The sequence below is a fragment of the Priestia sp. 179-F W1.4 NHS genome (genome assembly GCF_045369295.1).
Lineage (GTDB): Bacteria > Bacillota > Bacilli > Bacillales > Bacillaceae_H > Priestia > Priestia zanthoxyli.
Map to the genome: position 1 here is coordinate 150,068 of NZ_JBIQFF010000004.1, position 16,753 is coordinate 166,820.

18 protein-coding genes are annotated in these 16,753 nt (G+C 38.0%); 15 read left to right on the top strand and 3 right to left on the bottom strand.

Annotated features, from left to right (window positions below; genetic code table 11):
* Window positions 1-11 precede the first annotated feature (11 nt).
* The 14 genes from atpA to fabZ all read left to right on the top strand — a co-directional run bounded on the left by atpA (window position 12) and on the right by fabZ (window position 13,324).
* Window positions 12-1,520, top strand: a complete 1,509-nt coding sequence (gene atpA, locus ACH0CI_RS19290) for a F0F1 ATP synthase subunit alpha (RefSeq protein WP_013085461.1) — start codon at window positions 12-14, stop codon at window positions 1,518-1,520.
* 105 nt (window positions 1,521-1,625) lie between these two features.
* Window positions 1,626-2,483, top strand: a complete 858-nt coding sequence (locus tag ACH0CI_RS19295) for a F0F1 ATP synthase subunit gamma (RefSeq protein WP_406902105.1) — start codon at window positions 1,626-1,628, stop codon at window positions 2,481-2,483.
* A gap of 36 nt (window positions 2,484-2,519) precedes the next feature.
* Window positions 2,520-3,941, top strand: a complete 1,422-nt coding sequence (atpD, locus tag ACH0CI_RS19300) for a F0F1 ATP synthase subunit beta (RefSeq protein ID WP_013059799.1) — start codon at window positions 2,520-2,522, stop codon at window positions 3,939-3,941.
* Window positions 3,942-3,967: 26 nt separating this feature from the next.
* On the top strand, window positions 3,968-4,372 hold the full coding sequence (locus tag ACH0CI_RS19305) for a F0F1 ATP synthase subunit epsilon (RefSeq protein WP_028411988.1): 405 nt from the start codon (window positions 3,968-3,970) through the stop codon (window positions 4,370-4,372).
* 274 nt (window positions 4,373-4,646) lie between these two features.
* On the top strand, window positions 4,647-4,883 hold the full coding sequence (locus tag ACH0CI_RS19310; protein ID WP_013059797.1) for a DUF1146 family protein: 237 nt from the start codon (window positions 4,647-4,649) through the stop codon (window positions 4,881-4,883).
* 160 nt (window positions 4,884-5,043) lie between these two features.
* A complete protein-coding gene (locus ACH0CI_RS19315) occupies window positions 5,044-5,784 on the top strand; it encodes a YwmB family TATA-box binding protein (RefSeq protein WP_013059796.1) in 741 nt (246 codons plus the stop codon).
* A 31-nt stretch (window positions 5,785-5,815) separates the two neighbouring features.
* On the top strand, window positions 5,816-7,120 hold the full coding sequence (murA, locus tag ACH0CI_RS19320; RefSeq protein WP_028411990.1) for a UDP-N-acetylglucosamine 1-carboxyvinyltransferase: 1,305 nt from the start codon (window positions 5,816-5,818) through the stop codon (window positions 7,118-7,120).
* Between the two features lie 161 nt (window positions 7,121-7,281).
* Entirely contained in the window at window positions 7,282-8,304 is a 1,023-nt protein-coding gene (spoIID, locus tag ACH0CI_RS19325) for a stage II sporulation protein D (protein WP_028411991.1), read from the top strand.
* Window positions 8,305-8,464: 160 nt separating this feature from the next.
* Window positions 8,465-9,295, top strand: coding sequence for a stage II sporulation protein SpoIIQ (gene spoIIQ / locus ACH0CI_RS19330; protein ID WP_406902107.1), 831 nt, complete (start codon window positions 8,465-8,467; stop codon window positions 9,293-9,295).
* A gap of 275 nt (window positions 9,296-9,570) precedes the next feature.
* Window positions 9,571-9,834 (top strand): sporulation transcriptional regulator SpoIIID, encoded by a 264-nt coding sequence (gene spoIIID / locus ACH0CI_RS19335; RefSeq protein WP_013059792.1) that lies wholly within the window; start codon window positions 9,571-9,573, stop codon window positions 9,832-9,834.
* 186 nt (window positions 9,835-10,020) lie between these two features.
* Window positions 10,021-11,022, top strand: a complete 1,002-nt coding sequence (mreB, locus tag ACH0CI_RS19340; protein ID WP_013059791.1) for a rod shape-determining protein — start codon at window positions 10,021-10,023, stop codon at window positions 11,020-11,022.
* A gap of 114 nt (window positions 11,023-11,136) precedes the next feature.
* Complete coding sequence (locus ACH0CI_RS19345) at window positions 11,137-11,961, top strand: flagellar hook-basal body protein (protein WP_048021729.1); 825 nt, start codon at window positions 11,137-11,139, stop codon at window positions 11,959-11,961.
* A 23-nt stretch (window positions 11,962-11,984) separates the two neighbouring features.
* A complete protein-coding gene (locus ACH0CI_RS19350) occupies window positions 11,985-12,806 on the top strand; it encodes a flagellar hook-basal body protein (RefSeq protein ID WP_251440684.1) in 822 nt (273 codons plus the stop codon).
* Window positions 12,807-12,889: 83 nt separating this feature from the next.
* Window positions 12,890-13,324, top strand: a complete 435-nt coding sequence (gene fabZ / locus ACH0CI_RS19355; protein ID WP_013059788.1) for a 3-hydroxyacyl-ACP dehydratase FabZ — start codon at window positions 12,890-12,892, stop codon at window positions 13,322-13,324.
* 28 nt (window positions 13,325-13,352) lie between these two features.
* On the opposite strand, the gene ACH0CI_RS19360 is transcribed toward fabZ, so the two are convergent.
* A complete protein-coding gene (locus ACH0CI_RS19360; RefSeq protein ID WP_028411995.1) occupies window positions 13,353-13,775 on the bottom strand; it encodes a helix-turn-helix domain-containing protein in 423 nt (140 codons plus the stop codon).
* A 525-nt stretch (window positions 13,776-14,300) separates the two neighbouring features.
* Window positions 14,301-14,738: a YwpF-like family protein gene (locus ACH0CI_RS19365; RefSeq protein ID WP_049166296.1), complete on the bottom strand. Its 438-nt coding sequence runs from the start codon at window positions 14,736-14,738 to the stop codon at window positions 14,301-14,303.
* 96 nt (window positions 14,739-14,834) lie between these two features.
* On the opposite strand from ACH0CI_RS19365, the gene ssb reads away from it, so the two are divergent.
* Entirely contained in the window at window positions 14,835-15,197 is a 363-nt protein-coding gene (ssb, locus tag ACH0CI_RS19370; RefSeq protein WP_028411997.1) for a single-stranded DNA-binding protein, read from the top strand.
* A gap of 282 nt (window positions 15,198-15,479) precedes the next feature.
* Here ssb and ACH0CI_RS19375 read toward each other — a convergent pair whose 3' ends face one another.
* Window positions 15,480-16,526: a C40 family peptidase gene (locus ACH0CI_RS19375; RefSeq protein WP_406902108.1), complete on the bottom strand. Its 1,047-nt coding sequence runs from the start codon at window positions 16,524-16,526 to the stop codon at window positions 15,480-15,482.
* Window positions 16,527-16,753 lie beyond the last annotated feature (227 nt).

The window sequence follows — 16,753 nt, forward strand, 5'->3', positions numbered from 1 at the left end:
GGGTGAAATTCATGAGCATCAAAGCTGAAGAAATTAGTGCGCTGATCAAGCAGCAAATTGAAAACTATCAGTCTGAGATTAAAGTGAGTGATGTAGGTACTGTTATCCAAGTTGGGGATGGTATCGCACGTGCTCATGGCCTCGACAATGTCATGGCTGGAGAACTGGTTGAATTTTCAAATGGTGTCATGGGAATGGCACAAAACTTAGAAGAAAACAATGTAGGTATCATTATTTTAGGACCATATACCGAAATTCGTGAAGGTGACGAAGTTCGCCGTACAGGACGCATCATGGAAGTTCCAGTAGGGGAGCAGTTAATCGGTCGTGTTGTTAACTCATTAGGTCAGCCAGTAGACGGCTTAGGCCCGGTAGAAACAACAAAAACACGTCCAATTGAAGGTGCTGCACCTGGCGTTATGGATCGTAAATCAGTACATGAGCCGCTTCAAACAGGTATCAAGGCGATTGACGCACTTGTGCCGATCGGCCGTGGACAGCGTGAGTTAATTATCGGTGACCGTCAAACGGGTAAAACATCGGTAGCAATCGATACAATCTTAAACCAAAAAGATCAAGATATGGTATGTATCTATGTAGCGATTGGCCAAAAAGAATCAACAGTCCGTAACGTAGTAGAGACATTACGTAAACACGGTGCTCTAGATTACACAATCGTTGTAACAGCATCAGCTTCACAACCAGCTCCACTATTATTCTTAGCACCATACGCTGGAGTAACAATGGGTGAAGAGTTTATGTATAACGGTAAGCACGTACTTGTTATTTACGATGACTTAACAAAACAAGCATCAGCTTATCGTGAACTTTCATTACTATTACGCCGTCCTCCAGGTCGTGAAGCGTATCCAGGGGATGTATTCTATCTGCACTCTCGTTTATTAGAGCGTGCGGCAAAGTTATCGGACGCAAAAGGTGGAGGTTCATTAACAGCTCTTCCATTTATTGAAACGCAAGCAGGAGACGTATCTGCTTATATCCCAACGAACGTAATTTCGATTACAGACGGACAAATTTTCTTACAGTCAGATCTATTCTTCTCAGGCGTACGTCCTGCGATTAATGCTGGTCTTTCTGTATCACGTGTAGGGGGATCTGCACAAATTAAAGCGATGAAAAAGGTAGCAGGTACACTGCGTCTAGACCTTGCATCTTATCGTGAGCTTGAATCGTTTGCTCAGTTCGGTTCTGATCTTGACCAAGCAACTCAAGCAAAATTAAATCGAGGAGCGCGTACAGTTGAAATCTTAAAACAAGGTTTACACAAACCGCTTCGCGTAGAAAAACAAGTAGCTGTGCTTTACGCATTAACAAAAGGCTTCTTAGATGATGTTCCAGTATCAGATATTACACGCTTTGAAGACGAGTACTTAACATGGTTAGAATCAAACCGTAAAGAAGTACTTGAATCAATCCGTACAACTGGTGGCCTTCCTGAAGCTGGCGTATTCGAATCAGCACTTGAAGAATTCAAGAAAACATTTATTGCATCTGAATAATATATTGTCAGCATGGTATGTTAAGACAATCTTTCAATAAGGTGAAGGTGAACATTTGTTCACCTTTCATACCACGTGATCTTCTAAAACAAGGTGGTGAAACCTTTGGCATCATTACGTGATATACAAACTCGAATCACATCGACGAAAAAAACGAGCCAGATTACGAAAGCAATGGAAATGGTTTCAGCTGCAAAGCTGAATAGAGCGGAACAAAATGCAAAATCGTTTGTTCCATATATGGAAAAAATTCAAGAGGTAGTCTCAAGTGTAGCCCTAGGCAGCAGAGGCGCTTCACATCCAATGTTAACTGCGCGCAGCGTGAAGAAGACTGGTTATATCGTAATCACTTCAGATCGCGGTCTAGCAGGAGCATATAACAGTAATATTTTGCGAAAAGTATCTCAAGCTATTGAAGAACGCCATCAATCACCTGATGAATACGGTGTGATTGCAATTGGACGAGTAGGGAGAGATTTCTTCATAAAACGCGGTATTCCGGTTTTGCTTGAAATCACAGGCTTAGCAGATCAGCCAGCTTTTGCTGACATTCAAGGAATTGCTTCACAAACAGTTCAAATGTTTGCGGACGGTACGTTTGATGAACTTTACTTATACTACAATCACTTTATCAATACGATTTCACAAGAAGTGACGGAGAAGAAGCTATTGCCTCTAACAGATCTTCAACCTTCTGGTAAACTTGTTGGTTATGAATTTGAACCATCACAAGAAGAGATTTTAGAAGTATTACTTCCTCAGTATGCAGAGAGTTTAATTTACGGCGGCCTGCTTGATGGAAAAGCAAGTGAGCATGCTGCTCGTATGACAGCGATGAAAAGTGCAACAGACAATGCAAAAGATCTTATCAATAATCTTACATTGTCATATAACCGTGCACGTCAAGCGGCAATTACCCAGGAAATTACGGAAATTGTTGGCGGAGCGGCAGCGTTAGAATAGAAAGTTTAATGGAAAAGCAAGTTAGGAGGGAACACGATGACAAAAGGACGCGTTACTCAAATCATGGGTCCAGTTGTAGACGTAAAGTTTGACAACGGACACCTTCCGGCAATTTATAACGCCCTTAAAATTTCACATAAACCGAGCAGTGCAAGTGAAGTTGCAATCGAATTAACATTAGAAGTTGCGATTCACTTAGGTGATAACACAGTTCGTACAGTAGCAATGTCATCCACTGACGGCTTAGTTCGTGGATTAGAAGTAGAAGATACAGGTGCAGCAATTTCAGTACCAGTTGGTGACGTTACGTTAGGTCGTGTATTTAACGTATTAGGTGAAAAAATCGATTTAGACGCCCCAATCGATGCAGGTGCACGTCGTGATCCGATCCACCGTCAAGCACCAAAGTTCGAAAATCTATCTACACAAGCTGAAATTCTTGAAACAGGTATTAAAGTAGTAGACTTATTAGCTCCTTACATTAAAGGTGGAAAAATCGGTCTATTCGGTGGTGCCGGTGTAGGTAAAACAGTATTAATTCAAGAGTTAATCAATAACATTGCTCAAGAGCACGGCGGTATTTCGGTATTCGCTGGTGTAGGTGAGCGTACGCGTGAAGGTAATGACTTATACCATGAAATGACAGACTCTGGTGTTATTAAGAAGACGGCTATGGTATTTGGGCAAATGAATGAGCCGCCTGGTGCACGTCAGCGTGTTGCATTAACAGGATTAACAATGGCAGAATACTTCCGTGACGAACAAGGTCAAGACGTATTATTCTTTATCGATAATATCTTCCGTTTCACACAAGCGGGTTCAGAAGTATCAGCATTACTTGGCCGTATGCCATCAGCAGTAGGTTATCAGCCAACATTAGCGACAGAAATGGGTCAGCTTCAAGAGCGTATCACGTCAACAAGCGTAGGTTCTGTAACATCGATTCAAGCGATTTACGTACCAGCCGATGACTATACGGATCCAGCTCCAGCGACAACATTTGCTCACTTAGATGCAACAACAAACTTAGAGCGTAAATTATCAGAGATGGGTATTTACCCTGCGGTAGATCCATTAGCATCTACATCTCGCGCTTTATCTCCTGAAATTGTTGGAGAAGAGCACTATGCAATTGCGCGTCAAGTTCAACAAACGTTACAGCGTTATAAAGAGTTACAAGATATCATTGCAATCCTAGGTATGGATGAGTTATCTGATGAAGATAAACTTGTTGTACAACGTGCTCGTCGCGTTCAATTCTTCTTGTCTCAAAACTTCCACGTAGCAGAACAATTTACAGGTCAAAAAGGTTCTTATGTTCCTGTAAAAGAAACTGTTAAAGGATTTAAAGAGATCTTGGAAGGTAAATACGATCATTTACCTGAAGATGCGTTCCGTTTAGTTGGTCGCATTGAAGAAGTTATTGAAAATGCGAAACGTATGGGAGTAGAAGTTTAATTTAAGGGACATAGGAGGTTTTTTAAATGAAGACAATCCATGTCAGTGTAGTGACTCCTGATGGCCCAGTTTACGAATCAGAAGTGGAAATGGTAAGTACCCGAGCACAGAGCGGTGAGCTTGGTATTTTACATGGCCATATTCCGATGGTTGCTCCTTTACAAATTGGAGCCGTCCGCTTGAAGAAAGCAAGCAGTACAGAACTTGTGGCTGTTAGCGGAGGATTTCTTGAAGTAAGACCTGACAAAGTAACAATTCTTGCACAGGCTGCTGAAACAGCTGAAGCGATTGACGTAGCTCGTGCAGAAGAAGCGAAAAAGCGCGCTGAAATGCGCCTTGATAGCAAACAAGACGACGTTGATGTTAAGCGTGCTGAAATTGCCTTAAAACGGGCAGTCAATCGTTTAGATATTAGTCAACGTAAGTTCTAAAAAAAGCCCTCTCAAACGAATGAGAGGGCTTTTTTGCTCTATTATATAAAAGAGGAAGAGCAAATAGCATTCGTCTATGATTATATATTCCATTTAACTAAGCGTATCCGTTTTTTTTATTTTTCTTAATAATGGAAAAGGATCTTAAAATAGGGAATAAAATAAATGTTTTTCATGTTACCGTTTACGAATTTGCATAAGTGTGCTTTAATATGAAAAGAAGAGACGATGATCGTCTCTTCTTTTCATATGGTGTTTAAAAGGAGTGCTTTTATTGTTTGGAGGAATTGAGCAGCAAACGTTACTAACCATGATTTCACATTTGATTTTTATTGTGATTACTTGGTATGCTTTGCAAGGCTTTCAAATTGAAAAGCTGATGAAACCTAATCATGTGTTTCAAGCAAAATTAATGCTTATTTTATTGACCATTACGATTTCATCAACAGTAAGTAATTTCTTTTTGGATTATTTATTTTGGTCACAGCGCATTCCCTCATTTTTTCAATGATTGGCAAGCTATGAGTCTATGATAAAATAGACGTTCATTCGTTGAAGATATACGAATTTATACGCTAATGTATGTCGCTATGTCTAAATATGACGACCCTTTTCATGTATGTATCATCGCCTTCTGGAAAGACTGATGAGTACGGAGAGGGAGTGGCGAAATGTTTAAAAAAATTAGTGTCTTTTTGGCTATTTTCATTACTGGCTTATTCGTATATCATGGAAGTTATGTGAGCAATGCCCAAAACAATGAAACTACTATTGAGAAGATTGTTCACACCTTAAATAAGCAGCATGTTTCGTTAACTGAAGTATCGTTGTATGCAAGAGAAGAAGTAAAAGCTGTTACTGACCAAAAAACCTTTTATTCGCAAGCTAAAAGTATTAAAAGTAATTTTAGAGGTTTTAAATGGGAAGTAAAGAGGGAAAGAGACCTATGGAAAGCAATAGGTACACGCAAAAGTGAAGATGTGAACGAAGTCATTCTGTTAACTTATGCGATCGATGAACACAGCAATGCGTACATATCGTATCATGTAACGGGACAAGGTTTAAAAGAAAAAAATATGACCCATTTTCAAAATGTATTTCAGACAAATTATGAAAAAATTTTCCTATCAGAACCCATAATTTTCTCTTGTGCAACAGGGGAAATCAATGATAAGATGGAAAGTGTTTTGTCTGTTGAAATTCAAGACCTATTACGAGCTTTCAATGCTAAACCAGTGGAATCTCTAGTGGAAGAGTCATTTACCTCTGTTTCAGCATATACTGGACTGTGGAAAGAAGCTCTTCAAACGAAAAAGCAGGAAATGAACTTACAAATTGCATTACGCAAGACAAGAATGGGCGGTCAAACAACCATAGTTGTTGGCACACCTATCATTACGTCTGAATATTAATATAGAGAAAATGGACGCGGAGGGGAATACCTTGGAAAAAATCATCGTCCGCGGTGGAAATAGATTAAGCGGTACAGTTAAAGTTGAAGGAGCAAAAAACGCCGTTTTACCTATTATCACTGCAACCTTATTAGCTAGTGAAGGAAAAACAATTCTAAATGATGTACCAGCTCTCTCCGATGTATTTACGATTGGCGAAGTTTTAAGACATCTGAATGCAGAAGTAGATTTTGAAACAAATCGTGTAGTTGTAGATGCATCAAGAGAGTTAAAAACAGATGCACCTTTTGAATATGTAAGAAAAATGCGCGCTTCAGTACTTGTAATGGGTCCTTTATTGGCGCGTATGGGTGAGGCTCGTGTAGCTTTACCTGGTGGATGTGCGATTGGATCAAGACCGATTGATCAGCACCTTAAAGGCTTTGAAGCAATGGGTGCTAAAGTTCAAGTAGGAAATGGTTTTATTGATGCAAAAGTTGAAGGAAGACTAAAAGGTGCTAAAATTTATTTAGACTTCCCAAGTGTAGGTGCCACAGAAAATATTATGATGGCAGCAGCATTAGCGGAAGGCACTACAATTATGGAAAACGTAGCAAAAGAACCTGAAATTGTCGATTTAGCAAACTTCTTAAACGCAATGGGCGCTAAAGTTCGCGGTGCAGGAACTGGTACGATCCGTATTGAAGGTGTTAATAAATTATATGGTGCAGAACATGCAATTATTCCAGATCGTATCGAAGCTGGAACATTCATGGTAGCAGCAGCTATTACAGGTGGAAACGTACTTGTACGCGGTGCAGTAGCAGAGCACATCAGTTCACTTGTTGCTAAAATGGAAGAAATGGGTGTTGAAATTACTGAAGAAGGCGACGGCTTACGTGTTGTAGGACCTGAAAAGCTAAAATCAGTAGATATTAAAACAATGCCTCATCCAGGGTTCCCTACGGATATGCAATCTCAAATGATGGCATTATTATTAGCAGCAGAAGGCACAAGTATGATTACAGAAACAGTTTTTGAAAACCGCTTTATGCACGTAGAAGAGTTTCGCCGCATGAACGCTGATATTAAAATTGAAGGACGCTCTGTTATTATTAACGGACCTTCTCAACTACAAGGCGCTGAAGTAGCAGCAACAGATCTTCGTGCAGCAGCAGCGTTAACATTAGCAGGACTTGTAGCAGACGGTTATACGCGTGTAACGGAATTAAAACACCTTGATCGTGGTTATGTAAATTTCCACAATAAATTAGCCGCTTTAGGCGCTGATATTGAACGTGTAAATGACGAAACAAAGCAGGTAGAACAAACTCAACAGGCTTCAGACGTCAAGTAAATATGTCATAAAAAAGCATCTCATAGCGAGATGCTTTTTTTGTCGTTGGACGACCCTTATGGCCGGTTTGCTGTCATAAAAGGTTGTCCACCTCCATACATATGCAATATAGGGATATAGGTGTTCCTTGTCAAAATAATAGATATGGAGGCTAGGCGTTCATGAAACAAGCAAAGCCAATCGTCGTACTAGGAGTCATCTTTTTTTTCGTTGTGTTACTCATCCCAACACTTCTCGTTGTTCCTTTTACTGAAAAGACAGATGGAAAGCTACATGAAAATGTCAAACAGACCCCAAAAACCGAAAAACTACAAAAAGTGACAGCGTCTCCTCTTGATGTCAGTGTTTATCGTACGGAAACGAAAAAAGTAGAAAAACTGCCGCTCGAAGACTATCTTGTAGGGGTAGTAGCAGCTGAAATGCCTGCTACTTTTGAACTTGAAGCACTTAAGGCTCAAAGTTTGGCAGCCAGAACCTATATTGTGCAAACTATGATGAATGGAAATAGTCATCTTCCCCAAGGAGCGGATGTGACTGATACCGTAGAGTACCAAGTATATTTAAATAAAGATGAGCTAAGAAGCCGATGGAACAAAGACTATGATTGGAAAATCAAAAAAATTCAAGAAGCAGTGAAGGACACCCAAGGTCAAATTCTTACGTATAAAAATAAGCCAATTAATGCTACGTTCTTTTCTACCAGCAATGGTTACACTGAAAATTCAGAAGCGTATTGGAAGAATTCCATTCCTTATCTAAAAAGTGTAGCTAGTCCATGGGATAAAAAGTCTCCTGAATTTACAAATCAGAAAGTAATGTCTGTTGCTAGCTTTGAACAGAGGCTTGGAGTGAAATTAACAAACAGTGGATCAGTAGGTGAAATCGTCTCTAGAACGCCGGGGCAGCGCGTAGATTACGTAAAGATAAACGGTAAAGAACTGTCGGGAAAAGATGTTCGGGAAAAACTGGATTTATCGTCAGCCGACTTTCATTGGACAAAAAAAGGGAATGAAATTATCATCAATACAAAAGGATATGGACATGGTATTGGGATGAGTCAGTACGGAGCAAATGGTATGGCACTGGAAGGAAAAACGTATAAAGATATTGTTACTCATTATTATACAGGTGTTGCAATTACTCCTAACGATCAGTTTGTTGCACAATTGACAGCTAAACGCTAATTCAACGACCCTTATAGCAGGGTCTTTTTTATGTTTTTCACTTTTTTTAAATAAAATGTATATTTTAGATTCATCTGTTGAAAAATAATCGAAAAAATTTTTTATCGCTGTGTATATATTCATTCAATTGTGTTCAGACTGATTGCTGAGGTGATGATATATGAGAGAGGAAGAAAAGAAACGTACTTCTCCAAAATCGAAAGTTCAAAAATTAGTTAGAAAGCGTTGGGTGTTCCCGGCTATTTATTTAGCGAGTGCAGCAATTATTCTTACAGCAGTCCTTTGGTTTCAAGCTAATGGAAATGATATTAGCAAAGAAGACAAAAGCGGCTATAGCCAAGACGGTACGGCTTATCGAGACGACGCTGTAGAGGTAAATGCTTCGCTTGAAAATTTAAAAATGCCAGTTGCTAGTGAAGCATCAGCTATCGTGAAAAAGCCTTTCTACGACGATCAAGCATCTGAAAAACAACAAGAAGAAGCACTAGTTTTCTACAACAATACGTATCATCCAAACACAGGTGTTGATTTAGCTGTTAAGGGAGATAAATCATTTGATGTTGTAGCAGCAGCTAGCGGTACAGTAACAAAAGCAACAAAAGATCCTTTACTAGGTTATGTAGTAGAAATTGATCACAAAGATGGTTTAGTAACACAGTATCAATCTCTTGAGAAAGCTGATGTAGGAGTAGGAGATATTGTTAAACAAGGCCAAACGATCGCAAAAGCTGGAAAAAGCTTATATAATCAAGAAGCAAAAACACATGTGCACTTTGAAGTTCGTAAAGATGGTGTAGCAATTAATCCAAGCAGTTATTTTGGAAAATCGGTTAGTTCTATCAAAGAAGTCAAAGCAGCTGAAGTGACAGAACCAAAAGACGACTCTTCTTCTGAAGAATCAAAGGATAGCGAAAAATCATCTGATGAAAAGACTAAAGAAGATAAAGATTCAAAACAACCTTCAACAGATACGTCTAAACCAAATGCATAAAGCAAGACCATAAATACGAAAAGAAGCTGGATAAAACCGAGCTTCTTTTTTTATGAATTTTTCTAAAATGAGATGCATTATGTTAAAAAAGTAAATAAAAAACACTAAATTTTCAAAAAAATATAAGAAATCACTTGTCCTTACTGACTTTTCTAGCATATATCTGCACACAAGCTAATAAACTGTTACAAACCTATAAAGAGAATGTTAGAAAAGGGATAATATATACATTCCCTTGGATACTTCTCATATCCAATTTGGGGAGGGCGAGTAGTGTGCACGATTACATCAAAGAGAGAACTATCAAGATTGGAAAGTATATTGTAGAAACAAAGAAAACAGTTCGTGTAATTGCGAAAGAATTTGGCGTTTCGAAAAGTACTGTCCATAAAGATTTAACAGAGCGTCTACCAGAAATAAATCCTGAGTTAGCAAATGAAGTAAAAGAAATTCTTGATTACCATAAATCTATTCGGCATTTGCGTGGAGGAGAAGCAACAAAATTAAAGTACAAAAAAGAAGAAGAAACTGTAAAGTAAAAGAATGCCCGATATTGCCTTTTTTATAGAGGTAGTATAGGGCATTTTAATTTTTGGATAAAATAGGTATATAATAAATATTTTTGCTAATAACAACATACATATACAAATTGTGATAAAATAGTAAATTAGGAAAAAAGAATGGTTATCATGCAAAGATATGTAAATAGAAGGAGGATTTAAGGTATGTTAGCAAAAGACATTGGTATCGATTTAGGTACAGCTAACGTCTTAATTCACGTTAAAGGCAAAGGAATTGTGTTAAATGAACCGTCTGTTGTGGCGATTGATAAAAATACAAATAGAGTGCTAGCAGTAGGGGAAGAAGCGAGACGTATGGTAGGAAGAACGCCCAGTAATATTATTGCCATTCGTCCATTAAAAGATGGCGTTATCGCTGACTTCGAAATTACCGAGTCTATGCTCAAACACTTTATTAATAAATTAAATGTAAAAGGTTTTTTATCCAAGCCTCGTATTTTAATTTGTTGTCCAACAAATATTACCTCTGTCGAACAAAAAGCAATTCGCGAAGCTGCTGAAAAAAGCGGTGGAAAAACCATTTATTTGGAAGAAGAACCAAAAGTCGCGGCTATTGGCGCTGGAATGGATATCTTTCAGCCGAGCGGAAACATGGTCGTAGATATTGGTGGAGGTACAACCGATGTGGCTGTCCTTTCAATGGGCGATATTGTAACAGCAGCTTCTATTAAGATGGCGGGTGATCGTTTTGATGCGGAAATTTTGCAGTACATTAAGCAAAAATATAAGCTCTTAATTGGAGAGCGTACAGCAGAAGAAATTAAAGTGAAAATTGGCACAGTGTTTCCTAAAGCTCGTAATGAAGAGCTGGACATTCGAGGGCGAGACATGGTTTCAGGCTTACCTCGTACGGTTACTGTTTATTCTGAGGAAGTAGAGGAGGCACTTAGAGAGTCTGTCAGCGTCATTGTACAAGCTTCGAAAAGTGTATTAGAGCGTACACCTCCCGAACTTTCTGCCGATATTATAGACAGAGGCGTTATTTTAACTGGCGGTGGAGCATTGCTTCACGGTATGGATCAGCTGTTAGCGGAAGAATTAAAGGTGCCTGTGCTAATTGCAGAAAATCCAATGGGTTGTGTAGCTGTTGGAACAGGTATTATGCTTGATAATATTGATAAACTATCTCGTCGCAATATTGTTTAAATAAATGAAGACTCCTCTATTGGCTCGTTTCATACAGAGGAGTCTCTTCTTTTATTTATTATACTCTGTCAGCCGGCTATAACGAACAACGTTTACTTGTAAGGAGGATGAAGTATGTTTAAAGGGTTTTACACGGCAGCAGCGGGTATGCTGTCTCAGCAGCGTCAAACTGACTTATTAACGAATAACATAGCAAATGCTAATACGCCAGGATTTAAAGCAGATCAAGGTACGTTAAAGGCATTTCCTGATATGTTACTGCAGCGAATGGAATCTGAAGAATTACCCACTGACCGTAGCATCTCTGTTCAGAACAAAAAAGACATAGGTACAATTAATACGGGTGTGTATATGCAAGAAACAGTTCCAAATTTTACACAAGGCGATCTTCAGCAAACGTCTCAATCAACTGATATTGCATTGATGGAGCAAAATATGCCTACAAAAGAGGGCGGCCTATTTTTTGTGGTACAAAGCCCTAATAATACGCCTCAATATACAAGAAACAGTAATTTTACATTAGATCAAGAAGGGTTTTTAACTACGTCTACCGGAGCTTATGTATTAAATACAAATAATCAGCCAATTCAACTGAAAAGTGAAAACTTTACAGTTGATTCACAGGGTAACGTAACGGAAAATAATCAGCAGATTGCACAAATCGGTATTGCTTATTCTAGTGATTTACAAACGATTAAAAAGGCAGGGAATGGATTATATGAAACGTTGAACAATCAGCCCTTGCCTTCAGCAAGAAATAATCCAGGCATTTCTTATCAGTTAAAGCAAGGATTTGTTGAACGTTCCAATGTAGATGCTGCTCAAAGTATGACGGATTTACTAACAGCTTACAGAGCTTTTGAAGCAAATCAAAAAATAATGCAAGCTTACGATAGAAGCATGGATAAAGCGGCAAATGAAATTGGACGTGTGCGCTAAAAGCAACAGAGGAGATGAGGAGAATGAACCGTACAATGATAACAGCGGCTAATACAATGGGGCAGCTACAGCAGCAGCTTGATGTCATCAGTCACAATTTATCTAATACAAATACGACAGGATATAAATCGAGAGACGCTTCATTTAACGATATGCTGTATCAACAAGTAAATAATCAAGTAGACCAGGGAACAGAAAAGCGGCTTACACCGTCTGGAATTCGACAAGGTTCAGGAGCTTATCTAGACCAAACACGCTTAAATATGACGCAAGGTGCTTTTGAAAATACAGACAAACCATTAGATGTAGCTGCATCTAATCCAAACGTTTATTTTCAAGTTGCCGTAAACGATTCCGAACAGCCTGTACAATATACGCGAGATGGTTCATTTCACCTTAGCCCTGAAGGCCCCAACAATGTTAAATTAGTAAACGGTTCTGGCCAGGATGTGCTGGGGGAAAATGGTCAAGCTATTATTTTCAGTAACGCATTTAAAGATATACAGATTGATGGAAGTGGAACGATAACGGTTACTACGAATACGGGCGTTGACCAGTTTACCCTTGGATTAACAAATGTTCAAAAGCCGCAGGAGCTAGAAGCTAAAGGAGAAAATCTATTTGCCTTTCCAGCTGGGATGAACCAACCGAATATGTTTACAGATCTGACTGGAAAAGCTCGAGAAACAGCAGGCGTAGATCAAGGGAAATTGGAACAGTCAAATGTAGATTTGAGCAAAGAACTCACTGATATGTCCATTGCTCAACGTGCGTATCAGTTTAATTCCCGCTCTATTTCAATTGCAGACCAAATGATGGGCTTGGTGAATGGAATCAGAGCTTAAGCAAGTAGTTGCTTCTCAATTGAGCATTCTGTATATTGATAATAGTATCGTATGTTACATGCGGTTTGAAAGGAGACTTATTTATGCTTGATATTGAACAAATTAAAGAAATTATTCCACACCGATATCCATTTTTATTGGTCGATCGTATTTTAGAAGTGGAAGAGGGAAAAAAAGCAGTTGGTTTAAAAAACGTATCTGCCAATGAAGAATTTTTTAACGGGCATTTCCCTGACTATCCTGTGATGCCAGGGGTTTTAATTGTAGAAGCTTTGGCTCAGGTAGGAGCAGTAGCTATGCTAAAAAAAGAGGAAAATCAAGGACGTTTAGCATTTTTTGCAGGCATTGACAACTGCCGTTTTAAAAAGCAAGTAAGACCTGGTGATCAACTGCGTTTAGAGGTTGAAATTGTACGTGCGCGTGGATCTATTGGCAAAGGAAAAGGTATCGCAACTGTAGATGGAGAGTTAGTCTGCGAAACAGATATTATGTTTGCTTTAGGCGATAAAAAAGAATAGTACATAAGAGCTGCTGATGCAGCTTTTTTTATTGGCGCTGCAAAGCAGAAAAAAGTTTCTTTAATAAAGGTATAATATCCGTTAGCAACTCTTTTTGAAGAGTTGGTGACAGAGATGAAAATTGTAAGAGCACATGTTTTAATAAGGGCTGTTTATCTATGAGGGTTAAAATGGTATTTTCCTGTGAATCCGATTCACGTTTTCTTGTTAAGTAAAGAAGTTGGAAGTCATGTAAATAATCTTGTTTATAAGAGGAAGGCTCAATAAGTTGGTCGAGCGTAATTTGAAAACAATTACATAGAGATAGAAAATCAAAAATGGAAGGCGTTTGTTTCGAACATTCCCATTTTGAAATAGTTGTACGAGAAACATTCAACTGATTTGCTAATTCTTCTTGTGAAAATCCTCCTTTTAGTCTGAAATGTTTAATTCTTTCTCCAAAATCTTTCATATGCATCACCTGATTTCGTAAAGATAAGTATATGTCTTATTGTTCGAATGTAGTTCATGTTCTTTGTAACATGCTTAATTTGCACAATATGAAACATATACACTTTACTTTCTGCAATAGAGGGAATAAAACCTGTTTTTATTTCTTTTTTTTTTCTCTAAAAAGATTCATTTTTCTGCATGGATATAAAAAAAAGAACAAAAATAGAGGTTTTTATAGTAAAAAAATCCTATTTTTTGTTCGGTATATTGAAAAAAATGGTTGAATAAAGGGGGAAAATGCATTAATATACGAATTACAAAGAAAAAGGAGTGAAAAAATGACAAATTTTTATTTGAAAAGGCAAGGTGCTCGCATAAGAGATAATCGCTTCAAACGTTCTAGTCATGCACATTTATTTTTAGGAAAAAAAGAAAGGTACCTCTCCAGTGAGTTCTCTTTTCTTTACCCTTCTCATGGACCAACGAAAAAGACCTCAAACAATAATCCTCTCTTTTAAATCCAGACACCTTGAGATGACTTGACTTATTTTTTAGATGTACTTTTTACCGGTCTGTTTCGAAGCTGCAGTTTGAACTGTTGAAGTAAATCTTGACCTGATAACCCTTGGTTAATTAAATCCTCTAAGAGCATTTCAGCATAATGAAGTCTCCGTTCTTTTAAAACACCTTTCATCAACAAACTAATACGATTTTCACCAATTGAAGTAATGGAAGCCACGGTAGCTATAAAGGTAGCTGGATCATTTGTTTCTTTCGTAATTTTAGCTTCTACCGTCATTTTTTGTTTATCTTTCAACAAAACATGAAATTCATCGTACCATTTCTTATCGATAACTGCTTCTAAAATCCAGTTATTTTCGCCGTCTTCTTTATTAATAATAAGGCCATTAGTTAGTGAGACAGACTGACGCTTTTCTTGATCATCAACCAATTGAAATGACACAAGTTTAAATGTTTTCATTGATGTTTCCTCCTTTACGTAAATAGTAGGTTATCCATATTATAACATGAATGAGCTTAAAGATTCCCATTATTCAATCAGTTGGAGTGGTAGACTATGATTAACCATATTGTTCTTGTAGGAAGACTGACAAAAAAGCCGGAGCTTCGATATACCCATGAAGGGATTGCCGTATCTACTATTACGTTAGCAATTAATCGAACGTTTCGAAATGTTGAAGGTGAATATGATGCTGATTTTGTCAACATTACTCTGTGGAGAAAAAATGCAGAAAATACAGCTGCTTACTGTGATAAAGGAGCGGTTGTAGGCGTGGTAGGGCGTGTACAAACGCGCACATTTGAAAATAATCTTCAGCAACGAGTATATATGACCGACGTTGTGGCTGATGCGGTTAAATTTTTAAGTGGAAAGCCATCTGATTCTTCTTCATTTGGTTCAAATCAACAAGAAGAATAAAGTGATCTAGTATGAAAGGGGGTGATTAGTTCAGCTAAGGTTTTAATTCCCCTTATCTATCATAATAGAAGATAGATCCTCCTTAAGAGCAAGGCTCTTTCTATATTCTCAAGAGAGAAAATTAAAGTATTCACTATCCCCGAATTATTCCTCTATTTCAGCCGTTAAATTATTTAACGGTTTTTTTAATGAAAAGATCCGAACGAGTTTGATTCTCCATCAAGAATCAAACTCATTCGGATCTTCCTTCAGCTAACATACTCTTGTCTCAGCTTCTATCAGTTATTTAGCAAACCTTTTTGCACCCAAGTAGCGCTTGCTCCAGTAGCTGTTATCTAAGCTTGCAATGGTTACACCGGTAGAAGATCCAGCATGAATAAATTGACGATTACCAAGGTAAATGCCCATATGTGTAGGGCCGCTAGAATATGTATTAAAAAACACTAGGTCACCAGGCTGTGGATTACTTACGGGTGTTGATACACTCCAATAACCAGCCGTCGTATAGCGCGTTGTAGAAATTTGTTGTTTCATTACGTAATAAATGAATCCGCTGCAGTCGAAACCAGAAGGAGTTGTGCCACCCCATTTGTAAGGAACACCCATATAACGTTTTGCATCTGAAATCATTTGCGATACATTTAATGTTCCGCTAGAAGTTGAAGGTGTTGATGTACTTGGTTTTGTTGTTGACGTAGTTGTTTGAGCGCTTTTTGATACCTTTAATTGTTGATTTACATAAATCGTATTAGACGTTAATCCATTTATTTGTTTTAATTCGCTGACGCTCATGTGAAATGCCGAAGCTATTTTAGACAGGCTATCTCCACGCTGAACTTTGTAAGTTCCGTTTGCATCCTTAGAAGGAGTTTCTGCTGGTTTACTCGTAGTTGGAGTCGATGCGCTGTTGCTTCCATTTACTTTTAACGTTTGGTTAATATAAATGATGTTGGAAGAAAGAGTGTTCAAACGTTTTAATTCTTCTACGCTCATATTAAAACGAGTAGCCACTTTCCAAAGGGTATCGCCGCTTTGAACTTTATAGGTTGAACCAGTAGCAGGAGCTGAAGGCTTTTCTTCCTTATTAGATGGTTGAGAGGTTGAAGCAGAAGGAATCGATAACGTTTGTCCTATGCGAATTGTATTTGAAGATAACTTATTTACGCTTTTTAAAGCTTCTATCGTTGTATGATATTTAGTAGATAACGACCAAAGTGTATCTCCAGCTTTCACTTGAACAGTTGAAGCAGATGCTTCAGCTGAAGCTTGATATAAGAATGTCCCGCCAACAATGGCGCCTAGAGATAAAGCGAGCTGCCTTTTTTTCATTAATAAATCCCCCTAATTATGTAAATGTTTCGTGTTTATTTTTCCAATATGTCTATTAAATTACAAAAATATTATATGTATAAATATGCTGGAATTTAAAGAGAAAGTAAAGGGTCTTTTTCGCTATAAAAATACCTTTTTATTCAAAAAACGATATTTATCGCGTTTTTTGTATCTTTATCAGTAGTTGAAGAACGATTTACACTTATTTTTTTGTGTCGAATGAT